This window comes from Stenomitos rutilans (assembly GCF_059505485.1).
In genome coordinates, this window is record NZ_JCACKR010000083.1 from 1 (window position 1) to 2,290 (window position 2,290).

Annotated in this window: 1 protein-coding gene and 1 pseudogene; one reads left to right on the forward strand and one right to left on the reverse strand. The window is 46.1% G+C overall.

Features of this window, described 5'->3' with window-relative positions:
* Window positions 1-1,086, forward strand: a 1,086-nt coding sequence (locus AC5JLP_RS14890) for a hypothetical protein (RefSeq protein ID WP_496068708.1), incomplete at its 5' end; no start/stop codon positions are given.
* Window positions 1,087-1,561: 475 nt separating this feature from the next.
* Here AC5JLP_RS14890 and AC5JLP_RS14895 read toward each other — a convergent pair.
* Window positions 1,562-2,050, reverse strand: a pseudogene (locus AC5JLP_RS14895) (IS21 family transposase); the annotation flags it as partial.
* Window positions 2,051-2,290: the final 240 nt, after the last annotated feature.

Below are 2,290 nucleotides of genomic sequence, written 5' to 3' on the forward strand. Positions count from 1 at the left end.
GATCTGGTTTTTCATTCACCACTACAATGCATCCTTACCTCTTTAGCACTACCGATATCTTATCAGTCCTCACCCGACAAGAACTTTCGCACAACAGAACTAGTCAAAACTGTCCAAGGTTATGTCAAAACTGTTGCTGATCTAAAAGACCGACCGCTTGCTTCAGACGAAGCTTTTGAGAAGCGGGCGATCAGTATGGATCAATGTTGGGAAATCTTACGATATCTGGGTTGGCGTTGTAAAGATTTGGAACGGCAGCATGGAATTACCAAAGAGGTGATAGATGCGTGGATGGATTATATGATCCTTGCCATCATCACAACAGGCGGACGTCAACGTGAGTGCCGTGAGCTTACACGCAAGAAAATATTTGTAGAAGCACACGACAAGATAATTGTTAAGTTAACTCCAGAGGATCATAAAACTGGCAGCGCAACTGACAGAGGACGTGAATATCCGCTATTTGTAGGTTTGCTTCAAACGGAATTAAGTATTGATTTTCTCTACTACCTTAACCATATCCTTCCCAAAAATCTTGGACATGATTATATTTTCTTTATTAGACAAAATGGGCTATCTAGGGATGGGAGAGAATCGCGACGAGGAGATCCTATAGCAAATGAAATTTACCTTGCTGACTTAGTTACTCGAACTGTTGCTGCTATAACTGCACATCTGTTTGGAATTGAGAATGCTAAGTGGACTACACCTCATGATTTTCGCCGAATTATCGCGACTTGGGTTTGCACCTATGGAAAGCCTGAACATCTGCCAATTTATGCTGAATTGCTAGGTCATTCTGTAGAGATGCTTGTTAAGCTTTATAGTAAAATGCGCCCTGGTGAGCATGCACGTCAAGCACATTTGGCGTACGCAGATATTGCTGCCAGAGAAGCAAGAATCAGGGAATGGGAGTTATCAGGACAGTCTGAGCTGCGTGCCTCACCTGCTGAGATGGGACCAGTGGAATTAGTTGTGATGTTGAAAGGATTGGTGAAAAAGTTGTGGAATGCTTTAACTGACTATAGACGTAGTGCTCTCCTCAAGATTCTCACTCGTGAGGAGCGTGAACTCCTGGACGATTAGTTGTGTTAGGTAGAACAATCCGTAGACGAGTGGCATGGCAAGGAGGAATTTATTTCATAAAAACGTTTATTCTGCTTAGAATACCAGTAAACAAACTCTCCGTCTGTTCGACATCGAATCAACTCAGAACACTCAGATAGATGTTTCCACCTTTGCAGTGTATTGGCTGGAATACCCGTTAAACGCGATAACTGAGATTGACTTAGTCCACCTTTCTGCCGTAGCTGTATTTTACTCTCTTGTGTAGATTCGAGTTTCTCAGCCTCATTAGTATGATTTTGCCTCTGATGTTCCTTTTTATCTGAGTTTGAAAGTTCAGATGTTTCTACAGGTATAACACGCAAGCTAGATTGTACGGGAAAGTAGCGTTCTAGCAAAGGGTCATAAATCCATCCTATGTGTTGTGGATCTCGCTGCGCTGCCCACTGCACTTGTTTTAGGTCTCGCAAATATTTCTTCAGGGTTGTTGGATTTGTTCGCCGCCTTGGATGATTTGGGCGTACTGCCAACCGCTGTACCCCAATCGGTAGTGATAAAGCAAGTGCTCAAAGGCTTTGCTATTAATGGTGATGTCGATGCCCTTCAATTCGGTGAAGTCGGAAAACCCCATCATTCCCGGTTCATGCCGTAGCTCGAACATGATTTCGGGAGCGGGACCGTGCAGTGCTTTCCACGCTTGCACTCGCCGTTGCAAAGTGCGTAACACTTGCCCATACTTGCCTGGGTACTGGTCTTGCAAGTATTCAAACAACGTCATCGGCTTGAGTTTCGGTTCGCGCTGCAGCATGGGTTCAAGCTCGCTTTCCCATACCTCGGCTAACGGGTCAACGCAGGTACGCCAATCGCGCACGCGTCCTCGATTCGGTTGGTAATCCCCAGCTTCAATTCGTTGTCCGCTGCGGGCTGAAAAGTCGGCAATCGAAGCCGCATCAGCTTGCGTTAAGCCGAGTTCTCGTGCCTTCATATACGCTCTGACTTGATAAGTTGCAATGACTTTCCCAGACACTCCAGGCTCTCCTCCATAGGGCGATCCTCTAGTGTCTTTTGCGTGGCGCTGTTTAGCACACTCACCCCTTGAGGCTATGAGCGAATCATCCTACAAAGCTCGAAGCAACCCGACTTGTAGCTGTCGCGCATCCGTCATCCTCAGGCTCTTCCGAGCTTTTGGTGAAGCCGAGAGAACGACTGCTGCACTACGTTGAGC